The sequence below is a fragment of the Verrucomicrobiota bacterium genome, assembly GCA_019247695.1.
Taxonomy (GTDB): domain Bacteria; phylum Verrucomicrobiota; class Verrucomicrobiia; order Chthoniobacterales; family JAFAMB01; genus JAFBAP01.
This window is the reverse complement of record JAFBAP010000188.1, coordinates 1-25,811: the sequence shown is the minus strand read 5'-3', so window position 1 is coordinate 25,811 and position 25,811 is coordinate 1. Positions and strand designations below refer to the sequence as shown.

Annotated in this window: 29 protein-coding genes and 1 riboswitch; of the genes, 12 read left to right on the top strand and 17 right to left on the bottom strand. The window is 62.1% G+C overall.

What is annotated here, in order from left to right:
* Positions 1-32: 32 nt before the first annotated feature.
* The 5 genes from JO015_22195 to JO015_22175 all read right to left on the bottom strand — a co-directional run bounded on the left by JO015_22195 (position 33) and on the right by JO015_22175 (position 4,867).
* A complete protein-coding gene (locus JO015_22195) occupies positions 33-752 on the bottom strand; it encodes an ABC transporter ATP-binding protein (protein MBW0001819.1) in 720 nt (239 codons plus the stop codon).
* A gap of 4 nt (positions 753-756) precedes the next feature.
* Entirely contained in the window at positions 757-1,506 is a 750-nt protein-coding gene (locus JO015_22190; protein MBW0001818.1) for an ABC transporter ATP-binding protein, read from the bottom strand.
* The gene (locus tag JO015_22185; GenBank protein MBW0001817.1) at positions 1,503-2,777 is read right to left on the bottom strand and encodes an ABC transporter substrate-binding protein; all 1,275 of its coding nucleotides are present in this window, start codon (positions 2,775-2,777) and stop codon (positions 1,503-1,505) included. The genes JO015_22190 and JO015_22185 overlap by 4 nt, the downstream gene beginning before the upstream one ends.
* A gap of 221 nt (positions 2,778-2,998) precedes the next feature.
* On the bottom strand, positions 2,999-3,637 hold the full coding sequence (locus JO015_22180; GenBank protein MBW0001816.1) for a glutamine cyclotransferase: 639 nt from the start codon (positions 3,635-3,637) through the stop codon (positions 2,999-3,001).
* 9 nt (positions 3,638-3,646) lie between these two features.
* Positions 3,647-4,867: a helix-turn-helix domain-containing protein gene (locus JO015_22175; protein MBW0001815.1), complete on the bottom strand. Its 1,221-nt coding sequence runs from the start codon at positions 4,865-4,867 to the stop codon at positions 3,647-3,649.
* A 123-nt stretch (positions 4,868-4,990) separates the two neighbouring features.
* Here JO015_22175 and JO015_22170 point away from each other — a divergent pair, with 123 nt between their 5' ends.
* Positions 4,991-5,752, top strand: a complete 762-nt coding sequence (locus JO015_22170; protein MBW0001814.1) for a DUF899 domain-containing protein — start codon at positions 4,991-4,993, stop codon at positions 5,750-5,752.
* 52 nt (positions 5,753-5,804) lie between these two features.
* The gene (locus JO015_22165; GenBank protein MBW0001813.1) at positions 5,805-6,596 is read left to right on the top strand and encodes a DUF2182 domain-containing protein; all 792 of its coding nucleotides are present in this window, start codon (positions 5,805-5,807) and stop codon (positions 6,594-6,596) included.
* Between the two features lie 744 nt (positions 6,597-7,340).
* Here the strand turns inward: JO015_22165 and JO015_22160 are convergent.
* From JO015_22160 to JO015_22125, 8 genes are all read right to left on the bottom strand, one after another.
* The gene (locus tag JO015_22160) at positions 7,341-8,060 is read right to left on the bottom strand and encodes a CbtA family protein (GenBank protein ID MBW0001812.1); all 720 of its coding nucleotides are present in this window, start codon (positions 8,058-8,060) and stop codon (positions 7,341-7,343) included.
* 19 nt (positions 8,061-8,079) lie between these two features.
* Positions 8,080-8,292, bottom strand: a complete 213-nt coding sequence (locus JO015_22155) for a CbtB-domain containing protein (GenBank protein ID MBW0001811.1) — start codon at positions 8,290-8,292, stop codon at positions 8,080-8,082.
* Positions 8,293-8,349: 57 nt separating this feature from the next.
* Positions 8,350-8,431, bottom strand: a riboswitch (cobalamin riboswitch).
* Between the two features lie 175 nt (positions 8,432-8,606).
* On the bottom strand, positions 8,607-8,960 hold the full coding sequence (locus JO015_22150) for a hypothetical protein (protein ID MBW0001810.1): 354 nt from the start codon (positions 8,958-8,960) through the stop codon (positions 8,607-8,609).
* A 482-nt stretch (positions 8,961-9,442) separates the two neighbouring features.
* The gene (locus JO015_22145) at positions 9,443-9,832 is read right to left on the bottom strand and encodes a hypothetical protein (protein ID MBW0001809.1); all 390 of its coding nucleotides are present in this window, start codon (positions 9,830-9,832) and stop codon (positions 9,443-9,445) included.
* 216 nt (positions 9,833-10,048) lie between these two features.
* Complete coding sequence (locus JO015_22140; protein MBW0001808.1) at positions 10,049-10,198, bottom strand: hypothetical protein; 150 nt, start codon at positions 10,196-10,198, stop codon at positions 10,049-10,051.
* 170 nt (positions 10,199-10,368) lie between these two features.
* The gene (locus JO015_22135; protein MBW0001807.1) at positions 10,369-11,244 is read right to left on the bottom strand and encodes a hypothetical protein; all 876 of its coding nucleotides are present in this window, start codon (positions 11,242-11,244) and stop codon (positions 10,369-10,371) included.
* A 228-nt stretch (positions 11,245-11,472) separates the two neighbouring features.
* Complete coding sequence (locus JO015_22130) at positions 11,473-12,555, bottom strand: LLM class flavin-dependent oxidoreductase (protein ID MBW0001806.1); 1,083 nt, start codon at positions 12,553-12,555, stop codon at positions 11,473-11,475.
* Between the two features lie 34 nt (positions 12,556-12,589).
* Positions 12,590-12,976: a hypothetical protein gene (locus JO015_22125; protein MBW0001805.1), complete on the bottom strand. Its 387-nt coding sequence runs from the start codon at positions 12,974-12,976 to the stop codon at positions 12,590-12,592.
* A 65-nt stretch (positions 12,977-13,041) separates the two neighbouring features.
* Between JO015_22125 and JO015_22120 the strand changes: the two genes are divergently transcribed.
* The 5 genes from JO015_22120 to JO015_22100 all read left to right on the top strand — a co-directional run bounded on the left by JO015_22120 (position 13,042) and on the right by JO015_22100 (position 17,179).
* The gene (locus JO015_22120; protein MBW0001804.1) at positions 13,042-13,503 is read left to right on the top strand and encodes a MarR family transcriptional regulator; all 462 of its coding nucleotides are present in this window, start codon (positions 13,042-13,044) and stop codon (positions 13,501-13,503) included.
* 536 nt (positions 13,504-14,039) lie between these two features.
* A complete protein-coding gene (locus tag JO015_22115) occupies positions 14,040-14,468 on the top strand; it encodes a hypothetical protein (GenBank protein ID MBW0001803.1) in 429 nt (142 codons plus the stop codon).
* Between the two features lie 671 nt (positions 14,469-15,139).
* Positions 15,140-15,586 (top strand): DoxX family protein, encoded by a 447-nt coding sequence (locus JO015_22110; GenBank protein MBW0001802.1) that lies wholly within the window; start codon positions 15,140-15,142, stop codon positions 15,584-15,586.
* Between the two features lie 474 nt (positions 15,587-16,060).
* Positions 16,061-16,621, top strand: coding sequence for a Uma2 family endonuclease (locus JO015_22105; protein MBW0001801.1), 561 nt, complete (start codon positions 16,061-16,063; stop codon positions 16,619-16,621).
* A gap of 216 nt (positions 16,622-16,837) precedes the next feature.
* Entirely contained in the window at positions 16,838-17,179 is a 342-nt protein-coding gene (locus tag JO015_22100; protein MBW0001800.1) for a hypothetical protein, read from the top strand.
* On the opposite strand, the gene JO015_22095 is transcribed toward JO015_22100, so the two are convergent.
* The gene (locus JO015_22095) at positions 17,176-17,400 is read right to left on the bottom strand and encodes a hypothetical protein (protein ID MBW0001799.1); all 225 of its coding nucleotides are present in this window, start codon (positions 17,398-17,400) and stop codon (positions 17,176-17,178) included. The two genes, JO015_22100 and JO015_22095, sit on opposite strands and share 4 nt — an antisense overlap.
* A gap of 640 nt (positions 17,401-18,040) precedes the next feature.
* Here JO015_22095 and JO015_22090 point away from each other — a divergent pair.
* The 4 genes from JO015_22090 (at position 18,041) to JO015_22075 (ending at position 20,783) form a co-directional block, all read left to right on the top strand.
* The gene (locus JO015_22090; protein MBW0001798.1) at positions 18,041-18,643 is read left to right on the top strand and encodes an isoprenylcysteine carboxylmethyltransferase family protein; all 603 of its coding nucleotides are present in this window, start codon (positions 18,041-18,043) and stop codon (positions 18,641-18,643) included.
* A 662-nt stretch (positions 18,644-19,305) separates the two neighbouring features.
* Complete coding sequence (locus JO015_22085) at positions 19,306-19,740, top strand: hypothetical protein (GenBank protein ID MBW0001797.1); 435 nt, start codon at positions 19,306-19,308, stop codon at positions 19,738-19,740.
* Between the two features lie 143 nt (positions 19,741-19,883).
* Complete coding sequence (locus JO015_22080) at positions 19,884-20,075, top strand: hypothetical protein (GenBank protein MBW0001796.1); 192 nt, start codon at positions 19,884-19,886, stop codon at positions 20,073-20,075.
* A 492-nt stretch (positions 20,076-20,567) separates the two neighbouring features.
* Positions 20,568-20,783, top strand: a complete 216-nt coding sequence (locus JO015_22075; GenBank protein ID MBW0001795.1) for a hypothetical protein — start codon at positions 20,568-20,570, stop codon at positions 20,781-20,783.
* A 324-nt stretch (positions 20,784-21,107) separates the two neighbouring features.
* Here the strand turns inward: JO015_22075 and JO015_22070 are convergent, their stop codons facing one another.
* The 3 genes from JO015_22070 to JO015_22060 all read right to left on the bottom strand — a co-directional run bounded on the left by JO015_22070 (position 21,108) and on the right by JO015_22060 (position 24,085).
* A complete protein-coding gene (locus JO015_22070) occupies positions 21,108-21,773 on the bottom strand; it encodes a cadmium resistance transporter (protein ID MBW0001794.1) in 666 nt (221 codons plus the stop codon).
* Between the two features lie 271 nt (positions 21,774-22,044).
* Entirely contained in the window at positions 22,045-22,407 is a 363-nt protein-coding gene (locus tag JO015_22065; protein ID MBW0001793.1) for a hypothetical protein, read from the bottom strand.
* 31 nt (positions 22,408-22,438) lie between these two features.
* The gene (locus JO015_22060) at positions 22,439-24,085 is read right to left on the bottom strand and encodes a hypothetical protein (protein ID MBW0001792.1); all 1,647 of its coding nucleotides are present in this window, start codon (positions 24,083-24,085) and stop codon (positions 22,439-22,441) included.
* Positions 24,086-24,544: 459 nt separating this feature from the next.
* Between JO015_22060 and JO015_22055 the strand changes: the two genes are divergently transcribed.
* A complete protein-coding gene (locus tag JO015_22055) occupies positions 24,545-25,561 on the top strand; it encodes a zinc-dependent alcohol dehydrogenase family protein (protein MBW0001791.1) in 1,017 nt (338 codons plus the stop codon).
* Positions 25,562-25,811 lie beyond the last annotated feature (250 nt).

The window sequence follows — 25,811 nt, the reverse complement described above, 5'->3', positions numbered from 1 at the left end:
GGCTGATTCGGTGATGGATGAGGGTTGCAGAACTAATGACCGGTGCCGGTACCGAGGGCCACCCCCAGGAAGCGCTCCCGGAGCGCCTGGTCTTTGAGCAGTACCTGACCCGAAACGCGGTTGGCGATTCGGCCGGAGAGCATGATCAGGAGTTCGTCACGCACGAGCGAACTTACAAAGTGCAGATTCTGCTCAACGATCAAAATGTGCATCTGCTGGTTGATGAGAACCCCGCACGTCTCAATCAGGTGTGCAAGGATGACCGGGGACAAGCCTTCGGAGGGCTCGTCCATCACCAGCAGTTTCGGGTTGGTGACCAGGGCGCGGCCGATCGCCAGCATCTGTTGTTCGCCGCCGGAAAGCGATCCGCCACCGAACCTGCGCCGTTCCGCCAGACGCGGGAACAGGTCGTAAACCCGGTCCGGGGTCCAACCGCCCGCCCTTGCTCCGCGGGCGGCCACTTTCAGGTGTTCATGCACGCTTAGCGAAGGAAATACCGCACGCCCTTGCGGAACGTAAGCGATTCCCCGCGTGGCAATTTGGTGGGTTCTTAAATTCGTAATGTCCTGACCGGCAAAACGAATGTGACCGCGCCGGGCCGGCGTGAGTCCCATGATCGTGCGCACGAGCGTGGTTTTGCCCATGCCGTTCCGGCCGACAATCCCGACCACGCCTTGGGTTAGCGTCAGCGAGGTCCCCTGCAGAACGTGCGCAGAATCCAGGTAGACGTGGACGTCGTCAACCGTCAGCAAGGGCTCAGGCTCCGTGCTTTGTACCAAGGTAAATCTCCTGCACCAGGGGATTGGTCGTGATTCCCTGCGGATCGCCTTCGGCAACCAGCCGCCCGTTATCCAGCACCGCGACGCGATCCGCCACGCGAAGGGCGATGTCCATGTCGTGTTCGACCAACACCAGCGTCACCGCCCTCGGCAGGTCGGAAAGCAGTTCTCGCAAGTGGTTGCGCTCAGCGGGGGAGAGCCCGGCAGCCGGCTCGTCAAGCAGGATGAGCCGCGGGTTTCCAGCGAGGGCCAGGCCTAACTCCAACTGGCGGCGCTCCCCGTGCGAGAGTTCAGCCACGGGGGACCGGAACCGGCTTTCCAGTCCCATCGTTCTGGCAATCTCTTCGGCGCGCCGCAAATGCTCCTTATCACGCCGGACCAGGCGGACCCAATCGTAGCGCCGCTTCGAGTTGCCCAGGATTCCGAGGTACAGGTTATGTGCTACGTCGAGGTCCGTAAACAGGGCCGATACCTGGTAGGTGCGCGCGATGCCCGCCCGCGACCGGCGGAACGCAGGCTGCCGCGTGACATCGCGCGAGAAGAGCTCGATCCGGCCCGAGGTCGGCCGCAGGTCGCCCGTAATCAGGTTAAACAGCGTCGATTTGCCGGCACCGTTCGGGCCCAGGATGGCGAGGCGTGCACCGGGTTCCACCTTGAGCGAGATTTCCTTTACCGCGAAAAGCCCCCCAAACCGCCGCGAAACCCGGTCCAGGAGAACGGCGCTCATGGGCAATCCGGAAAGGTCCTCCCGTAGGATGGCTGCTTCTGGTACTCTTCCGGGCTGATGTTCCAAAACTGACTGACTTTGGGGTAAACCTGAATGACCGAGTTGCGGTATTCATTGCCGATCTTTTTGACCTGGTTGAGGTAAACGTCAGTAACCACGTTATGGTACTGGTCAAAGGAGACGGGTGAGGCCGGGGCGTTGAAAGACGTTCCTTGCAGCGCGTCCCGGAACGCCTGCTGGTCTTCAATCTTACCGCCAACCTTCTGCAGGGCCAGAAATGCCCACTTAGCCGCGCGATAGTAGTTTTCCGCGAACAGCGACGGCGGCCGCTGGCGCAGCTTCTCGAAGGCCTGGTCGAACGCCTTGAATTCCGGGGTCGTCAGGTCGCCGCTGAAGATCGAGCCGGAGACGATGCCGTCCATCAATTCACCGACAGACGCGAGCTGGCTCGCATCGACGGTTACCGTGCCGCCCAGGAGCTTGACCTTCCCGAGCAGGCCGAACTCCTGCATCTGCTTAACAAAGTTTACGGCATCGGTGCCGCCCAACGCCACGTAGAGGGCGTCAATGTCCGGAGGAAGCTGGGGGAAAATCGCGCTGTAATCGCTCGTTCCCAGGGGAATCCAAAATTTCTTCGCGACCTTTCCGCCGGCATGGCAGTAGGTCAGCATAAAGCCGCCGACCTGGGCGTAAGGGAAAGCATAATCTTCGGCCACGATCGCCACGCGTTTGTAGCCGTTTTTAAAAGCCCATTCGCCCAGCGGAAACATTGGCTGGGCACCGGTGTACGACGTGCGCCAGACATTCGGCTTCACCCCGCGCATCGTGATATCCTCCGCCGCCGCGCCGGCAACTACAATCGTGGTGTTGGACCATTCATCGGCGTTCTTCTTCACGGCTTCCCCTTCGGCGCCGCTCAGGGGGCCAAGGATGAGCTGAACGCCGTCACGTTTCACCAACGCGCGAGTCTTCTCGATCGCCTTATCCGGATCGGCCGCACTGTCCTCCGTGAAAATCTGAATGGGACGTCCGGCGACTTTCCCGCCGAACTCATCAACGGCGATCTTGATTCCGTCAGCGCCGTCCGCACCCAACTGGGCGAACGGTCCGGTGAGGGTCACGAGGACACCGATCTTGAGCGGCGCTTCATCGGCTCGGAGGGATAGGACGGACAGCAGAAGGCACGTCAAGGTCAGCGTTCCAACGACGAATAAGCCAGTTTGCTTCGGCGTAACGACGTTTCGGGTGCGCGGCGTGCGCATGGTTTTCATGTTTTGGGGGGAATTTTAGACGGTTACCTGCGCTTGGTTGCGGGGGGGCAGGAACAGGGGAGACAGGTACACGAATGGGCCTGTGAAGATCAATGATAAAATAACATCGAAACGAAAAAATATTAACGGCTGCGGGAAGGTGACGGGCCAAAGGCCGCCTGGTGTTTTCCTTTGGCGGGGGCAATACGGGCGGGCTTCTGGTTTATCGCTGCATACTGTGATCAAGAACGCGCGGGCCGGCGGACGATTCGGATTTTGCCGCCGCTTCCTCCTCCGCAGAAGAACCGATCGCCGCCGTCGGACTCGAGGCCCGAAATGCCCGCCCCGGGGGGCATGTCGAGCTTCTGCAGGACCTCTCCGGTTCGAGGATCGACGCGCCTTAAATCGCTCTCCTCACCTTCCCAGGTGCCGTGCCAGAGCTCTCCGTCGACCCAGGTGACCCCGGTAACGAAACGGCTGGACTCGATTGTGCGAAGAATCGCCCCCGTTTGGGGATCGATCTGATGGATTTTCCGGTCGTGATACTGCGCCACCCAGAGCGTCCCTTCGGCCCACGCGAGTCCCGAGTGACCGCCGCCGCCGGGGGCCGGAATCGCCGCGAGCACGCGGCCGGTCTTCGGGTCGATCTTCTGGATGCGATCCTCGACAAGCTGAAACAAGTGCTGGCCGTCGAAGGCCGTTCCTGCATCCGCGGCGACCTCGATCGAGCGCAGTATCCGGCCGCTCGCCGGATCAAAGGCGTTCAGCTTGTCTCCGGACGCAAACCAGACGTGCCGGCCGTCATACGTGACGCCATGCACGCCGTCGATACCCGGAAAAGGTCCAAATTCACGGAGGATTTCGGCCGGTGATTCGTTCATACGTTCATCCTAATCACTCGGTAGTGGAGAAGGGAGTAACAAGGTCGTCGTGAATCCCGGCAGGGGCGGCGTTATCCAACGGCGCGCTCGCCCGCGACCAAACGCCTGCACCTTGCCTGCGTTCGCAAGCGAGTCGAGGGCCCGCTGGACGGTGCGCTGGCTGGTCCCAAGGGCAAGTGCGAGGGCCGAACTCGACCACGATTCACCGTCGGCGAGGAAGGCAAGCACCGCCGCATGCTCCTCCTCAACGGGCCGCGCCAGGACGATGACCTCGCGTGCGCGACGGGGCACCAGCGCAAATCCGCGCTTCGTCGCGGTCACGCCGGCCAGCGTCCGAAGCACCGTCCGAAGCCGCGCGAGTTCGACTCGCAACCGGGCGCGGTGCGACTCATCGGCGAGCTTCGCCCGGAATGCCCGCGCGATGAGTGTGCCCCTCGGCACGTCGCCCGGCCACGCTTCGCCCAGCGCGCGTGCGAGCGCGAACAACACCGGACGCCTTGCGAGCGAGACCACCGTGCCCGCATCACGCACGACGTAACGGCACGCGTCAACCACGAGCGCCTTCGACGCCTGCAACGCTTCAACCTCTTCGAGCAGGAGGGGGCGCTGCTCGCCATGCGCAATCAGGCGCGCCGCGGGCGTGTTCAGGGCGAGGGATGCGTTTTCGACCTCTGCCGTCAGCGCAGGGATACGGGCATGGAGCGCGGCGCGCCCGGCCCGCGCGAGCGCGTCGCGCGCCGTCTTCGTCCGGAGGCGTCGCAGGGCGATCGCCGCAACGACCAACTCATGGACGGCTCTCGACGCGGGCGGCAAGGGCCCGGGGTCCAGCCCGGCGAGGCTGCGTTCCGCCTCGTCGAGACGCCCGATCAGGAGGAGGCGGCGGACCTCGAGGTACCGCGCGTGCGCGGCATTCAACCGGTCGCCGTGTTCTTCGAGCGTCGCCCGCGCTGCATCGAGCGCTTTTGCGGGCCAGCCCAGGTCGCGGGAGACGAGCGCAATCTCGGCCTCGGCGACGATACACCTCGCGCGGGCCACGGCCTCTTTCGGGCTGAAGGCGCGCGCCGCGCGCCGCACGAGGGCTCTCGCTCGCACCAGGTCGCCGAGTTGCGCCATCGCGATGCCTCGAAGCGCTAGCGCAGGCGCGTCGTCACGCAAGGCGACCCGGTTCAGTGCGCCGAGAGGATCACCCGCCGCAAGCGAACGCGCCGCTGCCATGATTGGCGAGTCCATCTGAAATCCCGTCACACTTGTCACTCCCACCGTTTGAGGCCGGGCCCTAATCTAACTGACGACTGCCAAACGGAACACACAAACGAACGACGCAGAACACTCAACGGAGAGAAAGAGAAAACGATGACAAGACACATGACCGGGACACGTCAAGAGTGGCTCGCCGCGCGGCTTGAGCTGCTCGAGGCGGAGAAGGAGCTAACGCGGCGCAGCGACGAACTGGCGCGGCGACGCCAGGAGTTGCCGTGGATCCGGGTTGACAAACAGTTCGGATTCGAGACCGATGAGGGGAGGGCCTCGCTGGCAGACCTCTTCAGAGGGCGCTCGCAGCTCCTGGTCTACCACTTCATGTTCGGGCCCGACTACACGGCGGGGTGCCCCTCCTGCTCGGCGATCGCGGACGGCTTTAATGGATTCGCCGTGCACCTGGCCAACCATGATGTGATGCTCTGGGCGGTTTCGCGGGCGCCGCTGGCGAAGCTGCAGGCGTACAGGCAGCGGATGGGCTGGAACTTTCCTTGGGCCTCGTCACTCAGCAGCGACTTTAACTTCGACTTCAACGTCTCGTTCACTGAGGAGCAAGAGCGTGAGGGGCGCGTCGAGTACAACTACCGGCGGGAGGATGGCGAAGATAGTGCAACGCCGAACCCGGGGCGTGACCAGTGCGCGGCCATGGCCGGAATCGACGCGGCCACCTATTCGCGCGAAGCGCCGGGCATGAGCGCGTTTGCGCTTGAGGACGGCGTGGTCTACCACACCTATTCCACGTATGCGCGCGGACTGGACGGCCTTTGGGGCATGTACCAATGGCTCGACCGCGCCCCCAAAGGTCGCAACGAGACCGGCATTTGGTGGCGGCTTCATGACGAGTACAACCAGCGCTGAGCCGGGCGGTGGGTGTCATCGGCGCAGTCGGGAAAGGGAGATCTCACGACGCATGAGTTGCGAGCGAGCTTCCCGGCGATCGTTCGTTGGCATCTCGGCGCTGATCTTCGCCGCCAGCGCGGCGGTGACGGTTGACGGGTGCGCGTCCATGTCGGCCATGGGCGGGATGCCGATGCCCGGCGGGTGGACGATGTCGATGGCATGGATGCGGATGCCCGGACAGACGTGGCCCGGCGCCGCGGCTTCTTTCCTCGGCATGTGGGTCGTGATGATGGTGGCAATGATGCTGCCATCCTTGCTGCCGATCCTGTTGCGCTACCGCCAGGCCGTCGGCAGGACAGGCGAGACGCGCCCGGGCCGGTTGACCGCGCTCGTGGGCGCGGGGTACTTCGTCGTGTGGACCGTGTTCGGAATCGCCGCATTTTCCTCGGGCGCCGCGCTGGCGGCAGCCGAGATGAAATTTCCGGCGCTGGCGCGCGCCATTCCGACCGCGGCCGGCGTGATCATCCTGATCGCCGGCGCGCTCCAGTTCACGGCGTGGAAAGCGCATCACCTTGCCTGTTGCCGGGAAGCGTCGGCGCGCGATCTTACGCTCCCGGCAAATGCCGGAGCGGCCTGGCAATACGGCCTGCGCCTGGGCCTCCACTGCAGCCGCTGCTGTGCCGGCCTGACGATGGTTCTTCTCATCCTCGGAGTCATGGACCTGCGGGCAATGACGGTGGTGACGGCGGCCGTCACCATCGAACGCCTCGCACCGGCCGGTGATCGCGTCGCGCGAGCCGTCGGAGCCGTCGTCGTTGGGGCAGGTTTGTTCCTGATCGCGCGAGCAGCCGGCCTCGGATAATACCATTCAGACAGTTAGCCCGGTAGAATGCCGGCTCAGGGGGGGTGTGGGCGCCGGAGGGTGCTCCGCAGCTGGTCGAATCGGCCTTAGGCCGAACGGGCGGGAGACGGTTTGATGGCCTGAAGGGCCAAAGGAACTTAGCCCAGGGTTTACCCCACTGCCATTTAGTTAAGGATACAAGGCCGGGTATTGCTTTCGTCCCGCAGGGACGGCTGAGGTTAGGCAGGTACTTTAGCGCCTGCACCTGTGCGGGCGTCCCCCAAAGGTTGCGTCCCCTCGGGACGCCCGAAGCGGCGCGCCGGGTTTGGCCGGCCGTTTGGGAGCCGGCACCCTGCGGGCCAGCGTTTCAGGCGTCCCGACGGGACGCGATCGCTCTTAAATGCCCCGTCCAGGGACTGAAGTCCCTGGCTAACCTCAGCCGTCCCTGCGGGACGAAAGCGCCCCCATCCGCCCGCCCTTAACTAGATGGCAGTGGGGCAAACCCTGGCCTATGTTCCTTTCGCCCTTCAGGCCATCAAACCGTCTCCCGGCCCGTTGGGCCCGGATCGCTTATACGGTCTAATGAGTGTAACACCGGCAGGGCGCCTGCGAAGGAAGGCAACATCTTACCTCCATGGCCGTTGAAATGGTATGATTCCATCCCGCATGCTGCGCCTGAACTTCCCGAGCGCTCCCATATCCTCAGCCCCTGTGGGCCGGAAATGAGAGACAGCTTCGGGCTAGACCGTTTACGTGTTCAGGTCGCTACGCTTGCCCTTGCTTCGAGAGCACGCGCTCCGCCGCAGCGCCGAACAATAACCCGAGCGTTGACCACAGGATTAGCTGCATGCCCAACGAGGCGATCCTGAAACGCCACAGGACCACCGCCGGGAACTGGTCCGGGACTTCGTTAATGTCCGGTAGAAGAAATTGCGCGACCACAATGAGGCCGACAAAGGCAGCTGCGGCAAGAAGCCCGGCGTTCCAGCCCCCGCACCGGCCCGCAAGACTGCGGCCGATCATCAGCGCCGTAACCAACGCGGCGAGCGAGATCAGAAGCATGAAAAAGAACCATTCGCTTCGATAGCCGATGGTCCCCGGCTGGCCCACGGCCGGGGGGTTGGCGGGGTATTTTAACTGCGGCACCAAGACGAGCGCAAGGAAACCGGCCCCGGCCAGCAGCGCGGCCATCACCCGGGCGCTTGGGGGTCCGACCCGTCCGTAAGCAAAGGCGAACCCCAACGCAAACAAGCCGCCCAACGCCGTGCCGTAGACCACCGTCCCCGTGAACAGTCCCACCCCACTTTGCACTTCGCGGCTGACCAACGCCGGCTCAGGAGGGTCCCCCTGAGCCCGGTCCTGCTTCTCTTCAAAGGCGATGGCGCGCTCGACTTGCGCTTCACCAAAGGCCTTGGCGAACCCGAAAGCTAACAACCCGGCCACAATGCCGACGAGCATTCCCCAGATGAGGAGGCTTCGAACCATAACGGTGTCCCTTTCGGACTTAGTGGCAGGGGAAGCCGAGGAGGTGGCGCCCATCGTGCACAAATTCGTGCACATACATTCCGGGGAAGATTGCTGTGGCGCCTTCCTCCACGCCGACAAAGTAGATCGCCAGCAGCAGCACGGCCGCGAAAATGAGCCAGGGCAACAGTTCACCAACGGGAATCGGAACGGGCTCGGCGGTTGCGGTCGGGTTTAAAACCGTATCTGACATGTTTTGGTCTCCTGAGGATCTTGCGTCCGGTGGAAGCTACGTGGGCCACGAAGGAAGGTCTGGCTTTCGAACCTGCTGCCCATGGGAGGCCGGGATCCGATCACAGTGGCGCGACCGCGCCGGGGTTTCACCGGCTTCCTCGCTTTGTGGCGGTAAGGCTGCGTAGACTATTGGCTCGGCGCCGGCATTGTCAAGCCCCGCCGTCACCGCCGGCGCTGCCGTAAACCGTCCCGAACTGGCCCGTCTCCTGCAAGGGCCTTCGCCACCCGCCGCCTCGTCTTTTCGTCACCGGATCGCCCCTCACTGCGGCGGCGCTATCGCACCAGGGCGTTGGCGTCCAGAAACCAGGTGCTGCCAAGCATCCGACCCGGGGTCTCCATTTCGATGTTGACCTGGTTTTTTGCCGGATCATAACGGAGGATTTTGACGGTGAGTTGATTTAGAAACTGCCACGCATCCCGATGGGAAAGCGCTTGCTCCTGGTAAGCGGCAAGGGCGGCGGCATGGCCACTTTTTTTCAACGCTTGCCAATGCGCTAATTTGGCGACGTCCTTGAACCAGATGGAGTTTGGTTTCACTTCCATGGTGGCCCCCTCTCGAATCTCGCCTGCAAAGGAAGTGATGCCAAAGGCCGCGAGGATCAACAGGGCGGTAAGGTGCGCTCTCATCGTTTGGTTTCTACCGATGAGGGATTGAAAAGCAAATCGAAAAGGCAACGCCAAGCAATGCAGGAAATACTTTCTTCTGGTCGATGGTTCCCCGCACCCTTAGGCGGACGGACCCCCGGGCCGCTTTGAGTTCCGAAGGGGCGCGAGATCCTAGCCCAGGATTTACCCTGGGAGATCGTCAAATCACGATCGAGCCCTCCTAAGGCGTCACGCCTGTACGCCCTCCCTAACAAACGCCCGCCCCGCCGGTTTGGATTTGCTGAAAGGGCGGCAGAACCCGTGAGCCACGCTTTCTGCCGCCCCTTGAGGGCTGGATCGTGATTTTACGGTTACCCAGGGTAAACCCTGGGCTAGGTTCTCCCGGCTCGTTGGGCCTAAAACCGATTGCGTGACCGAGGTCCAGTAACCGTTGTCGTCCTCCCCGTGATCATCCCCGACCGCATGACCACCGGTGCATTGCGTAACGTTTTCTTCAAGCCAATCTACCCCCGTTCGGACGGGTTTCGCTCCGAGGAGCGAAACGGCCGTCGCTTGACCCTCGGCGTAAGCGTCCAACCTGACGAGGCGCGGCAGGTCGGCAGGTTCGTACTCCCCGGGGGGTGGCCGAATCGGATCACCACGGCCCCCTCGCCCTGCGGCACCAAGTTGAACGTGGCCCAGCGTTTAAAGGCGTTGTGCAGGAGGTACGCCGTGGCGATGATCGGCTCCTCGGTGTCGTCTTGACGGTACGTGAGCACCGCGTTTTGCTGTGCGACGCTGCCCCCGTCGGTCTGATTGACGGCGCTCTGAGGCCTGAGCTTGCCCGCAAGCAACAAACTGCGGTCCGGATAACCCGGGGCGTCAAAATCGCTCGAGTACACCCGGAAGCGCACCGACGCGGTTCCACCCAGCAGGTGGAAAAATAATTTGTCGAAGCTGTTGGTGCGCTTGAAATCCTGGTTATCGCGGTACCCGGAGGTGGTTTCCGCGTCCAGCGACGCATACCCGTTCAGCGGCCCGGCGGCAAATGAGTAAATGCCGAGGGCCCGTCCCGTGGAAAAGTTTCCGCCCGACAGGTAAAGGCCCGGTGCGGGTTGATCCGTCGTCGTTTAGAAAACGGAGCCCCCGTAGGAAAAGTCGCCCGCCCTCACGGTGAAGGGCCCGCGAACCAGTTCCACCCTGCCCAGCAGTTCCGGGATCAGCAGGTTCAGGTCGGTGTACCCGCAGGTCTGAAGCGAGGAGACCTGGTTGATGGGCACCCCGTCGATGAACGGTCAGCTCGATGCTGCTGGAGGATTGGAGTTCCCGGCCGAGTGCCGGCCTTCATTCCGTGCGTTTGCACGGGCCGTCCTTACCTCCCTTGGCACTGAGAAGCGTTTCCGGATGGCCCGGCAGGTGAGGCCTGGCGGATCGGATGCCCGCCGCCCCGTTAAGGAAAAAGTTTTATCGAGCCATCCCCATGGACCAGCTCAAACCGGTCGTCCATTCCCTTGAACTCAGCCGCCGATGCCGCCAAGGCCTCGTTTATCGTGCCGTGGCCGCCCTGATGCGGCTGGTTCGGCTGTTCCTGCCCATCCCTTTCCCAGCCGATGAGGAGAAATAAAAAAGTGGCCACCGCATTGGCCATCCTCGGGATGAGGGTCACGCGATCGGTTCCTGAGTTCGTGACGATGATGGGTGGTCCGGCGCTCAGATTCCCAACCGCGGTTTTCGAATCGCAGGCGGCAATGATCACGAGGGAGGCCGCGGATTTGCTCAGTAAGGCTCTGAGGGTGGCGTTTGGGATTTCAGGCCCCTTTCTTGGATTGTCAGGACTTAGGCCGCGAGAGGGACCCTCCGGGTCTTTTGCCGACCTGGGAGGCGTCAGCGTCGAATGTCCGATGTACGCCACGATCGCCCCTTTCCGTTGCAGCGATTTTTCGAAGTCTTTAACCCCCGATTTGGTGTTGGTAAAAAACTCCAGGTTGATGTTCTCTGCCGACCATTTACCAACGTCCGGGAGACGCGCGTCATCAGGAGCTTTGAACCAGTCGATAAAATCCTGCTGCGAGAAACCCTTGTTACCCGGTGTCTGGCCCACCGGTATGATGGGCGCGTAAATATGTAGAATGATGGTATCGACTTTGGTCGCAGCGGGAGGCGCTTTAACCGCTTTCTTGTTAGATTTGTCCGCCGGTGCGTCTGCCACGCGGATGGGCCCCGGCGTATGCCCCCGGTGACAGTCGACGTCGCGCCACAAGCTTCCGTGAGCGTCCGCCAACTGAACATCGTGCCCAAGGGACCCAGGAATGCTGGAGTTTGCCATAGCCGTCGATTACCTTCGCAATCTATTTTATGGGGTCGCGAGGCGTCAACTACCCATTGGAGGGAGATGGCCCCTTTCCGTTGATGGCGCGGGAGCAGCGTTTTAGGGCGCCCCCCCACTCCTCCGACTCAGTGCTCAAGGACGCTGCGTCCGGCTGCAGTCGCGATTGCGTCAAGGGCCCGTGATCCTGGTCCTCTACCGTGGCCGCTGGCGGCCTGGCTATGCGATTCACGCCGCACGATCTGACCGTCTCCGTAGCGGCGCCTCCCCGGAGCCGGACCCGAGCGCGGTTCGCACCCGAGGGGCGACCTGCGTCCCAAGCAGTTCAATCGCGCGCAGCAGCTTGGCGTGCGGCAAGGCCGCGACGCTCATCTGGAAGTTAAGGCGCGATATGCCGCCCAAAGCTGCGTCCAAGCGCAAGATCTTTTCGGCGACCGTTTCGGGATCGCCCACCAGCAACGCTCCATCCGGCCCCAGTTGGGCGTTATAGTGCGCGCGGGTAACGGGTGGCCAGCCGCGCTCCTTCCCAATCTCGGTGAAGCTCTGCGCATAACCCGGGAAGAAGTCGTCGACGGCCGCGGCGGCATCCTCCGCCACGTAGCCTAAGGCGTGGAGGCCAACCTTTAGCTGCTCCAGGGAATGGCCCGCGCGCAGGCCCGCCTTTCGGTACAAGTCGATCAGGGGACGAAAGCGGCGCGGTTCGCCGCCGATGATGGCCACCATCAACGGAAGCCCCAGCGTGCCGGCGCGCACAAACGAGCCCGGACTGCCCCCCACCCCAAGCCAGACCGGCAACGGGTCCTGCAACGGCCGCGGGTAGACGGCCTGCCCGCTTAAGGCCGCCCGGTGCCGTCCCGACCAGCGGACGTGGGTCTCATCGCGCAGCTTCAGGAGCAACTCCAGCTTTTCGGCAAACAGCGAATCGTAGTCGTTGAGGTCCAGCCCGAAGAGCGGAAACGCTTCGATAAACGAGCCCCGCCCCGCCACGAGTTCCGCCCGGCCCTCCGAAAGCAGATCGAGCGTGGCGAATTCTTGAAACACGCGGACCGGATCGGCGGCACTCAGCACCGTTACGGCGCTGGTGAGCCGGATGCGACGGGTGCGCGCCGCGGCCGCCGCCAGGATTACCGCCGGCGCGGAATCCAGGTATTCCCGCCGGTGATGTTCGCCGATGCCGAACGCGTCCAGGCCAACCTCGTCGGCCCGCACGATCGCCTCGAGCCACCGGCGCAGGTCGCGCGCCGGGTCGACCGGCCGGCCCGTGGCGGGCTCGAGGGTGGCGGCCAGAAAACTATCAACGCCAATCTCCATACCTTTGTCAGACCTTGAAGTGCAAGCGCCTCATTTACTGCGTTGGGACGTGCGGCCGGAACAGGCCCGCGAAGGCCGAACGGATGCTCCAGAACACCAGGAGCCAGAGCGCGGTGACCAGGAGCGCCAGCGGCAGCCCGCCGGGCGCCATAAGCCCGTGAAACAGCACGATGTTTACGATGAGCGGACCCAGCAGGGTCAGCGCGAGCGGGACAAACCGGTTCAGCAGCAGCAAGGCGGCCGGAATTAACTGGAGCAGAAACACCACGACCAGATAATGGGAGACAAAGAGCGCCCCCAGGAATTGACCGGCGACGCCGGGCGGGGGCGGCATCGGAATAAAATGCAGGAAACCGTTGAGCCCGAAAACCAGGAAGACCAGGCCGAGCAGCCAGCGGGCGAAGGTGGGGACGAGTTTGATAGAGGTCCTGTTCATTTGATTTAAAATGTATTTACATCAATATAATTTAAGTCAAGGTTAATCTGATGAGGCGAAAGACGACCCCCCTGCCCCCGGACCACCGCGGCGTTCACGTCTGGCTGGTCTTGATGAAAACCTTCCACGCGCTGAACGCCCAGGCCCAGCAGAGCATCGAGGGAACCCAACTGGGCGACTCCGAGTTCCGCATCCTCGAGGCGCTGCTGCACAAGGGTCCCCTGCCGGTCAACGCCTTGGGACCGAAGGTCTGGCTTACCCCCGGCTCGATCAGTATCGCCGTGGACCGGCTGGTTCGGAAAGGACTTGTGGCGCGCCGGGACGAAGCCGGTGATCGGCGGGTGCGCCGGGTTGAACTAACGGCCGAAGGGCGGGCGCTCATTACGGCGGGGTTCCGCGAGCACGCCGCAGCGATGGAGCAGGCCGCCAGCGTCCTTTCGACCGGCGAGCGGCTGACCTTGCTGCGGCTGTTGAAGAAACTGGGCAAGCACGCCGCCGAGAGGCCGGCGTAAACCGGAGACTATGTTCTCCCGGCCCGTTGGGCCTAAGACCGATTCAGCCAGGTACGGAGCATGCTCCGGCGCCGACACCTCCTTAGCCGATATTCGGGAGGTTTCCAGGGGGTAAGCCGCTATCTTGGCTGGCCGGCCTTCAGGGCGGAAAACCAGATAACAGCGCCGAAGGTGATCTTCCATTCCTCGTCCGGCACCCGGGTCCGTACCTGCGGAAATAGGCGCACTCCACGTCGGAAGGTGATCTCCCCAGGATCGGCCATCCTCCACGGCGACTATGGCCGTGACCCGACCGGGCCGGGCTAGTGACAGCTGCCTCAGACGAGCTGAGCAAAAAGCCCCTTCCCGGCGGTTGGCTGGAGCGTCCGCTCCGCCCCGCGTTTTTGGAATCCCGCGCCGTCGCGCGGGCCAGGGGGTCGATACTCCCCCGGCGATCCAAAATCTTTCGGCCCGTTGCGGTTAGCGCGTAATCGCAATTTTTACTGGCCACCGGCGGTAAACCGTGCCCGGTCCGCCTCGAGCGCGACGTGTTCGGTGTGGCGGGCCTGCGTTACGTCGTCTGGTTGGAAGGCATCAATGACTTGGGTGCCTGCCTCGTTTCGGGCGACGACGTGATCAACGGCTTTAAGGACGTGGTGGGGCGGCTGCACGCTAAAAACATCAAAGTCATCGGGGCAACGCTGCCGTCGAGTTTCGGCAGCCCGATCGGGAGCTATGGGTTTCCCAAAGTGGACACCGAACGCAAGAAAGTGAACGACTTCATCCGCACCAGCAGGTTATTTGATGCGGTGGCGGACATGGATGCGGCGACGCTGGACCCGGCCACCGGCGCCATGAAAGCGCCCATGCAGCCGAACCAGACGACCGGCGGCCCCGGGGAGCTGTTGCACCCTAACCGGGTGGGCTACCAGGCGATGGCCGAAACGATCGACCTGAAGGCTATGGCGCCTTCGCCTCATGAGTAGCTCCCCCGGCAGCAGTCAGGTTTCGGTTGTCTGGACCACCGCGAGGAGCGAGCGGAGCCCGCCGCTCATGACCGCTCCTAAGCCAGGGCGGCCAGCCAACCCCTGTCCCGACCGTCTCCCCAGGCTGTACCCAATGTGCCGGGAAACCTTTATCCCTGAATGCGGATCAAGCAGTAAGGAAGGGCATCGAGGTAGAGCCGTGCCCAGGAAGGACCGTTCGCCGGTAACGCGATCCGCATTCTGCGTGGGCCGGCCGGGATCGACTTATACCATTCAAACAGTTATTCCGATAAAATATCGGCTCAGGGGGGCGCCGGAGCATGCTGCGCACCTTGTTGAATTGGTCTTACACCAATTTAGATGGTTGTTTTGGTGGAATTTCGACCGGATTTCAGCCCCGAAGGGGCGGTAGAACTTAGCCCAGGGTTTACCCTGGGTTACCGTAAAATAACGATGAGCCCTGAAGGGGCGGTAGAAGGTGTCGCTCGCATTTTCTGCCGCCCCTTCAACAAATCCAACCCGGCGGGGCGGGCGTTTGTTAGAGGGGGCGTACAGGCGTCACGCCTTAGGAGGGATCCTGCGCCGCGCCAAAGTTGCGCCTCGCACGCGTCCCCCCGCTTTGGGCTAAACCTTGCTCGCGGGCGGCGCTTGATTCATGTATTGCTGCGTCGATGATCGTCCTGTTCGTGCTTTTGGGAAGTTTGATCCTTTTTCGACTCCTCGGCTCATGGGGCATTCCGCTTTTTCGTACTTGGCATGAGTCGACCGCCTATGCGTTAGCCGTCATGTTCTGCTTCACCGGGGCCGCTCATTTTGGCCGAATGCGCACCGACCTTGAAAAGATGGTTCCCCCCTGGGTGCCTGACCCGAAACGGGCGGTGTGGGTGGCCGGCCTGCTGGAAATGCTCGGTGCCATCGGCTTGCTGCTTCCGGAGATGCGTCAACCGGCCGGCATTTGCCTGATTGCTTTCCTCATCGCGGTGTTTCCCGCGAACATTCACGCGGCCCAAACCGGCGTGAAGCTCGGGGACCGGCCCGTGACCCCCTTATGGGTCCGTGGCCCGATGCAAGCCCTCCTGATCCTCCTGCTTGCCTGGGCCATCACGGCTCGGTATTGACCGATTAGCCGGTTAGGCTACAGCGACATGGAGAGCTGGTCAGAAAAGCCTCCCCGCAATCAGGCGATCGGATGTCTGACGTACGCCGGCGCCGTGGGCGCATCTTCTTTCTACGGTGAGGGGGGAGTGAAGCATTTCACCCCGGTTTTGCGCTCCGGAAGAACGGACGTTGACGTATCCTCCCTGTTCGGCGGCGGCTGAGCGAGTGGGCACCAGGAGGGAAATGAGCATTTCTTTTCGCGATCGATACCCACCCCTTGCCGTCGAGGCCTCGTTCGGGCGTCAGGGCAGGCCACCGCTTGAATGGGAGGGAGCCCGCGAGGTACGAGCGGGAGGGGTCCGTTTGCGCGCATCCTGAAATGGACGACTTGAGCCAGATGGCAGCTGGGGCCCAGGTCGCTGGCGGGATCGACACCGGCCTTCTCAGCAACGTCAGGCCGGTGTATCCTCCGCTGTAAACCCCGGAGGTCCGCGATGCACACCATCGAGCAACCCATGACTGTAGAGGCGTTCGACGCCCTGCCCGAGAGCGTGCTGCCTCACCAATACATTCGAGGTCACCTGATTGTGTCGCCCCCACCGAACCGCTTCCACCAACGCCTTGCGGGGGAGCTCTTTGTCGAAATCTCCCTGTTCCTGAGGGCCCATCCAGCTCTGGGGGAGGTTTACCAAGCCCCTTTCGAGGTGAGGCTAAAGGGGCCCGAGGGAGAAGAACGTTACCAACCCGACGTGATGTTTTTTGCCCGTGCTCACCTCGACCGGCTTACCGACCAATGCGCGGTGGGGGTTCCTGACCTGGTGATTGAGGTGCTCTCGCCCAAAACGGCGCGTTACGACCGGAACGAGAAACGCCTTGGTTACGCCCAAAACGGGGCGGCGGAGCTTTGGATCATCGATCCGAAGCGCAAGACCGCCGAGGTATACCGGTTCAGCGCAGATGTCGGGCGACCGCCGAAGGTGCTCAAACCGGGTGACGTGCTGTCGACCGGTTTGTTACCGGGGTTTGAACTGGCCCTGAGTCATCTGTTTGGCTGAAAGTTTTTTGCGTTCCGGGGGGTAAGACGATGCCGGTAATCCGTCTCCTCTTTTCCCGGAAATCCCCCGCACATACATTTCTTTTCCCCCATTTTCCTTATAGAGGGGGCCTTCGCGTCACATTTCAATACCCCCCCCGTAAACGGCGATGGTGCGCTTGCTTTGAGCGAAGGGATGCCAACGCGTCATGCCAGGCTGGAGGAGCGAAGCCTCGCTTTGCACCGCGAAATCGCGCGGCGGCCGAGGCAAAACCCGGAGGTCTTGGCCGGCATGCGCGAGCGGTTGGCCAACGACATCAACGGTGGCCGCTTTTCCCGTTCGGTGATGGACGCGATGCAGGAGTGGCTCGGCCTGTTCGACGCGAACTCCCTCGAACAACCCCTACAGCGGTGGGTCGATCCGGGCAAAAACGCCCGGCGGCTTCGCCAATCGACGCCCTTCGCCGGAATCCTGACCCAAGAAGAACGGCGCGCCCGGCGCGCCGAGAAGGTCGACCCGGCCCGAAAACGCCGCCGGGGGCCAGGACGTGGTCTCGGCGTCAGCTTTTGGCGCCTTTAGTTGCCGGTGGCCTGGAAAAACGCGTCCAGGTCAAAACCCGAAAGGGGGTAATCCGGACGTTTATCGAGGTTGACCGCGCTGCGACCCGCGTCAAAGTCGAACGTCTTGACGGCCACGTAGGCGACCAACTCGTGCCACATGCGCGGCAGTAGCTGCGGTTTGATCTCCTCGGCGGTCCACCGGCCGGGCGTTTTCCCTGGCATTAAGTCTTTAGCCCTCATCGTTGACGATCCTGCTAAACTCGGATGCCTGGGGCGCGGCTTTAGCGGCAAAAGCAAAGCCTACAGTACCGGCCGCCCAAGGAGAACAAGCCGAAGCGGGGCGTTTTGACGGTCCGCTCGGCGTCCGGCAAGCGGTCGTTGAAAAAAGAATCCTGCAACTCATACCATTTCGATGACCATCGAGGTAAAATTTTGTCTTAGGCCCAACGGGCCGGCGAAACTTAGCCCGGGGTTTACCCTGGATAACCGTAAAATAACGATTGAGCCCTCCTAAGGCGTCACGCCTGTACGCCCTCCCTAACAAACGCCCGCCCCGCCGGGTTGGATTTGCTGAAGGGGCGGCAGAACCCGCGAGCGACGCCTTCTGCCGCCCCTTCAGGGCTCGATCTGGGGAGGGGTGCGTTCCCAGGGTGGAACCCTGGGCTAATCTCTGCCGGCCCGTCGGGCCAAGACCGTTTATACGGTTTAACAGGTTTAAAGCCGGCAGCGCACCTAATCCCTGAGAAGGAAGGCAAAATCTTTACCTCCATGGCCGGCGAAATGGTATCAGAGAGCGCCGCCGTGCAACGCGCCGACCGGCTTCCGGCCGACTTCCGTTTTGTGGTCGTGCGTCGCCTTTCCCGAATCCTGTGGTGGATCCATGTTTATCCTCAACGCCTGGAGGTACTGCGTGCTCTGGTTTTACGAATCCTTGTTTCCCGTTTTCTGGATCGCCTTTCTCATCTACTGGCAGATCAAAGCCGTCGCTACGAAAACGACCCGGCGTCTCGAGCCCGTCGCCTCGCGCATCCTGCGCGCCATCACCTTCCTGATCGCGATCGCCCTGTTCTCGACAACTCGCATCCCGCTGCGCTGGCTCTACCTCCAGCCCTGGCCGGCCGGGTTTTGGCCTTTCTGGCTGGGAGCTACGGTCATGGTCGCCGGCCTTCTCTTCGCCGTCTGGGCGCGAGAGCACCTCGGCAGGAACTGGAGCAGCTCCGTGACGATTAAGCAGGGCCACGAACTGATCACCACCGGGCCCTATGCAGTGGTTCGTCACCCCATCTACACCGGCATTCTGGCCGGGTTGCTTGGCACCGCGATCGCCCTCTCCCAGGTGCGCGGATTTATTGCTTTCGTCCTCATGGTCCTCATACTCTGGGTCAAGCTCCGCATAGAGGAGCAATGGATGCGCTCCCAGTTCGGGGAGACATACGCCACCTATGCGCATCAGACCGCAGCCCTGGTGCCTTACCTCTTCTGATCGCCTGCGCCGCTTAAACTCTCCGAGGCAAAGTACGTTAGTCCTGAGGCGAAATCTTTCCACAGTCCCGGACATTGAAGCGAGTGTGACAATCCAATCAGAAGCCTTAACGTGAGTGATGTTCGGATCGCCTCGTCAACCCATTCCTTCCTGCACCGGGGCAGCCATCCGCCCGCCCTGGTCGGGCGGGGATCTTGCGGCGCGGCACGTTTGATTTTGGCAGCGGAGTGACGCCCTCAGCAACCCGAAGTTAACCCCACCACGAAACGTTATGCGTTCCCCGAACCCGGATTTCTTACAAAATTCTGAACCGCATCACATAGCGAGTTCCAAGGTACCTGGCGCGCGGTTGTTACAAAGACCTTTCAACGCGCTCATTGAACGGGGCGAAAAGCGAAAGCCTCACCTGAATAAGGTATGGATTTTGGTTCGGGCGGAGTCTATTAAAACGGGGACGGACGCTCGGCTGAGCTGAGGCTGAAATGTAAGCGACGGCACGGCCCTGCCGCAACCGGAACCGACCGAAAAACAGTCCACAAAGATGGCCGCTTTCACCGCCAACATGTTGTGCAACCCCACCCTTGCCTCCGGGTTGACACGTGAACTTGGGGGCCCCCATACGGGAGGCCAGGCCATCAGCCACCATCAACGCATCACCTGGAATGAACCTCCGCTTCTTGCTTCCTGCAATCGCCTTTGCATCGATCGGCTTTGGGCCGCTCTTGCCTTCCGCGCGTGCGACTTCAAACTATGCTTACCAACCCGGGGAATACGTCGTGATCGTCGACGGTCAGTCGCCCGATGGCCACTACGCCATCGCGGCCCACGGTGAGGGTGAGCTTGGCGACGACAATTTTCACCTCTACCTGATGGACGCCCAGACCAACAGAAAGATCGGTCCCCTCGAAGAGGTCAGCGAGACCCTCGACACCGGGGCCGATGCCTTTTATGCGCACTGGTCGGCTGACTCCCGACAGGTCTCCATCACTTATCGGGCGGATCGGCACGTGGCGGTAATGATTCGCTATCGGATTGCAAACGGACGGGCCTACCGCCTCAGCGGGCCAACGAGGGTGGCTGGCCTGCCGGGGCGTTAGGACCACTCCATTACGTCGATCACGATAGCTCGACCGGTTCAAAAACACTCATGCTTATGACGTATTGGGGAACCGAAAACAGTTTTCACGCGCCATTTGGGAGGAGTCGACCCGTTTGGCGTGTTGCGTGTTACCTTTGGCCCATGGATTCCCGCGAGTGGGAGGCGCCCGGGACGGATTCCCGTGAGTGGAAGGTTCCCAAGGGGCGTGACCTGACGCCCGACGAAAAGGCCCAACTCGACCGGATGCACGACGACGTTGGCCGGATGTTTTACGGCGAGCAGTGGCCCGAGGTCCGCGAGCGCTGGCGCCGGCTCAACGGCGGACGCGGCTGAAGCCAGACCGCCGCGGGGGGTATTGACAACCGCCTCCGGCGAACTCGGAACCGGCCCATTCTCGGCGGTGGGCTCCGCGTCCGCTTCGCCCCATACTGTGTTCAATCCCGCGCCGTCGCGCGGGTAAGTGGGGCGACAACCCCGTAACCCAAAGTGCGCCGGCCCTGCACCGACGCGCTTCGATGGCCGTAACTAACGATTCCGGTAAGGCGCACAGAACGTCGAATCCGGACGCTCCGGTGGTGATCCAGGTGGCCTTGAATCAGCCGGGCGTCGACAGCTCGCATTTTTCATGCTGGCCCCGGAGGAACCCCGGAGGAGACCTGGAAAGCGCCGGTCAAAATCGCCAAGAAGGCAAAGCCAACCAGACCGGCGCCCTCAAAAGAGAAGACGCCGAGGCGGCCACCTGGCCATACTGGACACCCCGGTTTAGAAGATGCGCTCTGAGAATGACCAACTATATTTCAGTACTGACCGAGGACGCCGGCTAGCATGCGAGAAGAGTTGACCCAGTTCTTACGCCGAGTTCCGTTCGTGCCCTTTGTGGTCACAACGCGGGACGGCCAGGTCTGCGCCATTGAGACCGTGGAGCGCATGAGCGTGGGTAAAAATGCCTGCACGATTGTCAACGCCGAGGGCATCATCCTGTATGTGCCGTTTCACGCCATCGACCATGTTTCCATGAGGGACGCGCCGGCCGGGGCCTGATGATGTTTTTGCGCTTCAGGAGCACGCAGAGCTTCCAAGCACAAAAATCAGTAATACCATTCAGATGGTTATCCCGGTAGAATGCCGGCTCAGGGGGTGGCGGCGGCGGATGCTCCGTCCCCGGTTGAATCGGTCTTAGGCCCAATCGCCCCCCGGGGCAAAGACCAGCTCCACGCTCCTGGCCAGGGGCGTACGCGGACCCGGTACCCTGACCGCAATCCCTTCGATGCAGCATTTATCTTGCGCGCCCGCTTCGTCACGGCTGAATCCCACGCGCTTTATCCGTGGGAGTGCGTCAAGTCCGCACCCCAGAACCGATCAAGATTACGGCCAGGTAATCCGTGCGCCGGCCAGGACCTTCAGGCCCATGCCAATCAGGACGACCGGCGTCACGACCGGGCTGTACCTGGTTAAACGCTCACGCAGCAGCGGCTGATGCGTTAACCCGTAGCCGATCAGGCACCAAATGCCCGTCAGGAAAATGAAGGCCGCCGCATAGACGGGGATCAAGGCTCGATCAGCGGCGAGCAACGGGATGTAGACGCTCAGATTATCCCCGCCGTTGGCAATGGTGAGGAGGGTCACAGTCCAAGTCGCGTAAGGTGAATGCGAGGCTTGAAGTTGGCCGGTTCCGATGAACCCTTGATTTGGAACACCAGACCTGCCTTGGCGCCCGCGCCACCAGGTCCAGCCTCGTTTCAGTCCCAACAGCAGGGGAACAAGCCCGAGTAACGCCGGCCACCCCCTTGGGGCAGCCACCGCAAGCCATGCCGCCGCCACGCTGGCGAGCACCAGGACGGCCATCCCGACGAACTGACCAACAATGACGGAGCCCGGACTGAATTCAGCCCCTATAAACAAGCTCGCCAGCAGCAATAAGTCATCGAGATTGGTCGAGATGAAGGCGGCGGCCGCCCAGGCAAGCGTGGCAAACAGGTGATGCATCCGGTGTTCCTGAATCTTGCTGCCAGACGGAGGATGATGTTGCAACGTTCGGATAAAACCATAGGCGTGTGCGGGAACCGGTTTTTACCGGAATCCTCATCGCGGGCCACCTATACGCCGGCGATCCACGCCTGACGGTGCTCATGGTCGAAGATAAAGGCCACCCCAGTCAATGCCGATGAGCATGCGTTCCCGCCGTGTTTGTCGCACCTGAATACCACATCCCGCTTTACGCTGCCTCGTCCGCGCAAACCAAGCCGTTTTCCACTTTCACGCCTGCCCGGCTGAGGCCAAACGTGGTTCCGTTCCGGAGTATTCAGTGTCCTCGCAAATCGTAGAGGGCCCAGTCTTTGCCTTCGGCTTTGACGGGTTCTTTGGCCCATGGGGTCGTGGAATTCGGGAATTTTTCCTTTTCCTCTTTTCCCCAGAAGACGTAGTCCGCTTTCAGGTCGCCGGCACATCTTTCCCAGCCGGGCGCTCCTTTGAGAATGTCGTCCACCGCTTCCTCTGTTTCTCCGGTGCGTTTGTAGCCGTGGGACCAGAGGTGAACTCCGAATCCGGCTGGGATTTTGTGTCCGATCAGCAGCAGCGGATGATTGGCCTCATTCCGCAAGCAGACGTAGGTCCGCTCCGGTGGGATGCCGGCCGTGGCTGTTTTGATTTCTTTCAGTTCTTTCACGCCGGCCAGTTCCCAGGTTCTTGGGCCATTCTCAATGTAGCTCCAAAGCGTAATGGCTCCGGAAAAAAAAGAGGGCGGTCAGGACTGTGGCGAAGCCGCATTGCGCGAGCGGCCATCCCGCCGTGGTTTTTGCGTATTTGTTTTCCAACCATGTTTTCGCCCATAAGAGCATTTCTCCGATTGCGGGCAGGATTCCGAGGTAGCACCAAAGGAGCAGTTTCGTATTGTCCCAGGCGTAAGGTGCGAACATCACGTTGAGGAAAACCAGGAAGAGCAGGATGGAGGGGATAGTGATTCCGGTGTCCGCCTGTCTAACTTTTTTCGCCGCCGATAACCACAGCGGCAGCAGCGCCATAAGGATGGGAAGGATTCCGAAGTTGGCCAGCCAGTACCGCCAGAATTCCTTGTCCCCTTGGCACCATCCCCATTGCAGGTGGATGATTCCTGCGTTTCCGAATCCTGCCACGAGTTTGACAAGGAGGGTTGCAAGAGGAATTGAGAGCAGGATGAGCTTGCCGGCTTCCTTCCTTTTGGGGCCTGTAAGGGCCCAGATGCCCAGCATGGCGGAGAGGAACATGAAAGTGTGGATGTGGAAGAGCGGCATGGTAGTGTACAGGCACCATTCGATCCAAATGGGGAGCCCTTTCTCGTTCCTGAGGAGGCGCTTTCTCCAGCTGATGAGCAGGATGAGTCCTGCGGGCAGGGCATAGAGCAAGGTTCGTTGCAGAGCGAACATAATGATAGGAATGCTTTTCCAGTCCACTTCGTAGGTGATTTGTTCCAGCCCTTTTCCTGCGAGGAATTTGAAGCCCTCCAGCCCTCCGTTAAAGAGAAATCCGGCGACCGTGAAGGTTCCTCCCCATTTCCAGAGGGATGTGGCCGTTGCGGCGGAGGCAAGTATTCCCAAGACGAGGAAGCACCATTGGATGGGTATCCCCTCGACGACGAACAGGCTGGTAAAGAGGTCGACCCCTATCGGGTAGTGAAGGGGTTCCCTGGAAAAGATGCAATCCGCCGGCCAGAAGGCGACACCGCTCGCCAGGTAGTTGACGTAACTGACGTGCATCGGCGTGTCATAGGGATCGTTTGCGTACAGGATTCCGTGCTTGATGAAGAGCGCTTGTGAGAAGGCCCTGAGAGCGAATGCGGCGAAGGCGCCGGCTACGAGCCAGGTCAGCCACTTCGGGCTCTTTTGTGACGCTTGTGACGCGGCCGCCGGTATTTCCGTCGGGGTGCTCCTCAGGGTGTACCATGTGAGAATTGCTGCAACGGAGCCTGTGATGAGCGCCCCGGCGGCGGCGCTCCGGCCGATCCCGTGGCAGGCGAATCCCAGGGCTGTCGCGGTGCTTGTGGCAATGCAGACTCCCATGATCGCGGCTACCGTTAGCCGGTAGTAGCTCGGTCCCTTTGGCGTGCAGGCTGGCTTTACCGTTGGAGGGTCGGATTCGCGATCGGGATCGGTCCAATTTACCCATTCGCCGTTTTCGAATATCTCAAGCCCACCTGCGTTGGCGTATCCGCCTTTCAGGCCATTTTCGAGCCGGAACCGGTCATAATCCGCGAGGGCTTCCATGATTTTGACTCCTTCCTCGATGCTTTTTACGTCGACGTAGAAGGGTCTTACGGGGCCTCGGGGCATCCACCGGATGCGGAGTTTCTGGGGAGGTTCGGTGGGCATGGGCCTTAAAATTTCTGAGATTGGGTTAACTTTACTGTACTTTATTCGATTTTCCATAACACCACGCTCTGCATTTGCCCGGTGGAATCGTGGATTGCCGGGGAGCGTCGTCCAGCATTCAAGCGCCGTTCGACGGCAGGCGCTCACGCGGCGCGTGTGCCGGGCGGCCGGGCGCCGTTCGTGCGCATGGGGGCGCCGATTGCGCCTATGGGGTTTGCTCCGGCAAGGGCAAGGCCAAGGCCAAGGCGAAGGAAGGCGGACTTACCTTTTCCCGCATGAATCCGACAGTGGCCGCACGATCCTGATAGCAACCGCTTGCGTCAGGGGCGAGGATTCGGCCGAGCCTGAATGCAGTCAGCTCACGGGATTGGAGGGAAAACTCGACCAGCCGGATGTCGTAACCGGCCGGTCGACCCCTCCAAAAAACCTGGATACCTCATTCGAACAAGGAAACAAACTATGAAAGGAACCGTTCTCTACGGCCCGCGCGACGTCCGCTTTGAGGAGCGCGAAACGCCGCAGATCCTCGAACCAACCGATGCGGTCATCCGGATGGCGGCCACCTGCGTGTGCGGCTCGGACCTATGGCCTTACCGCGGGATTCAGCCCCTCAACGGGCCCACGCCGATGGGCCACGAATACTGCGGCATTGTCGAGGAAGTAGGCAAGGCGGTTCGGTCGCTCAAGCCGGGGCAGTTCGTCGTCGGCTCGTTTGCCACCTCCGACAACACCTGCCCCAACTGCCGGTACGGCTATCAATCCTCGTGCATGCATCGCGAGTGGATCGTCCGGGCGCAGGCGCCGGTGCTGCGCGTGCCGCTGGCCGACGGGACGCTGGTGCCCACGCCGGAGGTGCCGCCGGAGGATTTTGTGCCGAGCCTGCTGACGACCTCGGACGTGCTGGGCACCGGCTGGTTCGCCGCCGATGCGGCCAACGTCCGGCCGGGCTCGACCGTGGTGGTGGTCGGCGACGGGGCGGTGGGCCTGCTCGGGGTGCTCTCGGCCGGGCAGAGGGGGGCTGAGCGGATCATCACGATGAGCCGGCACGCGCAGCGCCAGCAGCTCGCGCGCGAGTTCGGCGCGACCGATATTATTTCCGAGCGCGGCGAGGAGGGCGTGGCCCGGGTGCTTGAGCTGACCAAGGGCGTAGGCGCCGATTCGGTGCTGGAGTGCGTGGGCACCCCGGAATCGATGCTGCAGGCGATCCGCTGCACGCGCAAGGGCGGCCACGTCTCCTACGTGGGCGTGCCGCACGGGGTGGAACTCAGCGGCCAGGAGCTGTTCTTTGCCCACGTGCACCTGCACGGCGGCCCCGCGCCCGTGCGGCGTTACCTACCCGAGCTGATCGAACTGGTGCTGAACGGGAAAATCAACCCCGGCACGGTCTTCGACCTGACGCTGCCGTTGGAGCAGGTGGCCGAGGGCTACCGCGCGATGGACGAACGCCGCGCCATCAAGGCGCTGCTGCGGCCGTGAGGGCGTTGCACTTGCCTCAGGCCCCGGGCGCGGCCGAATCCGGTTGGTTGAATCGGTCTTAGGCCCAACGGGCCGGGAGATCTTAGCCCAGGGTTTACCCTGGGTAACCGTCAAATCACGATCGAGCCCTGAAGGGGCGGCAGAACCGGCGAGCGACGCTTTCTGCCGCCCCTTCAGCAAACCCAACCCGGCGGGGCGGGCGTTTGTTAGGGAGGGCGTACAGGCCTGACGCCTTAGGAGGGCTGGGTCC

Bases quoted from the DNA above. Each gene is read 5' to 3' on its own strand.
- JO015_22190 (MBW0001818.1), bottom strand. From the start codon at position 1,506: ATGAGCGCCGTTCTCCTGGACCGGGTTTCGCGGCGGTTTGGGGGGCTT.
- JO015_22185 (MBW0001817.1), bottom strand. From the start codon at position 2,777: ATGAAAACCATGCGCACGCCGCGCACCCGAAACGTCGTTACGCCGAAG.
- JO015_22180 (MBW0001816.1), bottom strand. From the start codon at position 3,637: ATGAACGAATCACCGGCCGAAATCCTCCGTGAATTTGGACCTTTTCCG.
- JO015_22175 (MBW0001815.1), bottom strand. From the start codon at position 4,867: ATGGACTCGCCAATCATGGCAGCGGCGCGTTCGCTTGCGGCGGGTGAT.
- JO015_22170 (MBW0001814.1), top strand. From the start codon at position 4,991: ATGACAAGACACATGACCGGGACACGTCAAGAGTGGCTCGCCGCGCGG.
- JO015_22165 (MBW0001813.1), top strand. From the start codon at position 5,805: ATGAGTTGCGAGCGAGCTTCCCGGCGATCGTTCGTTGGCATCTCGGCG.
- JO015_22160 (MBW0001812.1), bottom strand. From the start codon at position 8,060: ATGGTTCGAAGCCTCCTCATCTGGGGAATGCTCGTCGGCATTGTGGCC.
- JO015_22155 (MBW0001811.1), bottom strand. From the start codon at position 8,292: ATGTCAGATACGGTTTTAAACCCGACCGCAACCGCCGAGCCCGTTCCG.
- JO015_22150 (MBW0001810.1), bottom strand. From the start codon at position 8,960: ATGAGAGCGCACCTTACCGCCCTGTTGATCCTCGCGGCCTTTGGCATC.
- JO015_22135 (MBW0001807.1), bottom strand. From the start codon at position 11,244: ATGGCAAACTCCAGCATTCCTGGGTCCCTTGGGCACGATGTTCAGTTG.
- JO015_22130 (MBW0001806.1), bottom strand. From the start codon at position 12,555: ATGGAGATTGGCGTTGATAGTTTTCTGGCCGCCACCCTCGAGCCCGCC.
- JO015_22120 (MBW0001804.1), top strand. From the start codon at position 13,042: ATGAGGCGAAAGACGACCCCCCTGCCCCCGGACCACCGCGGCGTTCAC.
- JO015_22110 (MBW0001802.1), top strand. From the start codon at position 15,140: ATGATCGTCCTGTTCGTGCTTTTGGGAAGTTTGATCCTTTTTCGACTC.
- JO015_22105 (MBW0001801.1), top strand. From the start codon at position 16,061: ATGCACACCATCGAGCAACCCATGACTGTAGAGGCGTTCGACGCCCTG.
- JO015_22095 (MBW0001799.1), bottom strand. From the start codon at position 17,400: ATGAGGGCTAAAGACTTAATGCCAGGGAAAACGCCCGGCCGGTGGACC.
- JO015_22090 (MBW0001798.1), top strand. From the start codon at position 18,041: ATGTTTATCCTCAACGCCTGGAGGTACTGCGTGCTCTGGTTTTACGAA.
- JO015_22085 (MBW0001797.1), top strand. From the start codon at position 19,306: ATGAACCTCCGCTTCTTGCTTCCTGCAATCGCCTTTGCATCGATCGGC.
- JO015_22080 (MBW0001796.1), top strand. From the start codon at position 19,884: ATGGATTCCCGCGAGTGGGAGGCGCCCGGGACGGATTCCCGTGAGTGG.
- JO015_22075 (MBW0001795.1), top strand. From the start codon at position 20,568: ATGCGAGAAGAGTTGACCCAGTTCTTACGCCGAGTTCCGTTCGTGCCC.
- JO015_22060 (MBW0001792.1), bottom strand. From the start codon at position 24,085: ATGCCCACCGAACCTCCCCAGAAACTCCGCATCCGGTGGATGCCCCGA.
- JO015_22055 (MBW0001791.1), top strand. From the start codon at position 24,545: ATGAAAGGAACCGTTCTCTACGGCCCGCGCGACGTCCGCTTTGAGGAG.